Raw genomic sequence first — 623 nt, 5'->3', positions numbered from 1 at the left:
AATATGAATGTTGAAATCATCATTGGTTCAAACTCGGTTTGTTTTAATAGCACCATCGAAAACAAACACACATAGGAATCAAACATCATGAAAAAAACAATTATCGCAACAATTGCAGCATTGACTATTGCCCCTTCTATCGCACTTGCAAAAGAGCACAATCAAACCCCATCTAACGTGCAATTTGGCGGCCCAGTTACCGTCGAAAAGTTAGATACACTATTGAAAGATTCCAATATGTTCACAGAGAAAGACGTAGTAGTAGAAGGTAATTTACTCCGCCAAGTTCGTGCTGATACGTTCATTTTTAGCGATGGAACCGGTGAAGTTATGGTCGAGTTAGACGATGACATTCGCCTAAACTCTCCGATTGACCAAACCACCAAAGTTCGCCTGTTTGGTGAGTTCGAAGGTGGCAACAAGCCAGAAATCGAGGTTGAGCAATTAGTCATTATGTAAGGTAGTCACAAATTTCGCTTTATATCAGCATGATGTAAAAAATTGTGTCTGTTAACAGATGACGGCAAGCACTTAAAATGATAGCTTTACGATTCTTGGTCTGCTTTTTGCAGACCATTTTTTTGTTCATTTTAATCATCTTGCCCGGAGACGCCATGCTAGGT

1 protein-coding gene is annotated in these 623 nt (G+C 39.6%); it reads left to right on the top strand.

What is annotated here, in order from left to right; translation table 11 throughout:
• The first annotated feature begins 87 nt into the window (after positions 1 to 87).
• On the top strand, positions 88 to 459 hold the full coding sequence (locus tag R7Q48_RS28580; protein WP_071652868.1) for a YgiW/YdeI family stress tolerance OB fold protein: 372 nt from the start codon (positions 88 to 90) through the stop codon (positions 457 to 459).
• Positions 460 to 623: the final 164 nt, after the last annotated feature.

The sequence above is a fragment of the Vibrio sp. 378 genome (genome assembly GCF_033339435.1).
This window is presented reverse-complemented; position numbering and strand designations above follow the sequence as displayed.

Excerpts from the sequence above, each read along its gene's own strand:
- R7Q48_RS28580 (WP_071652868.1), top strand. The coding sequence starts at position 88 with ATGAAAAAAACAATTATCGCAACAATTGCAGCATTGACTATTGCCCCT.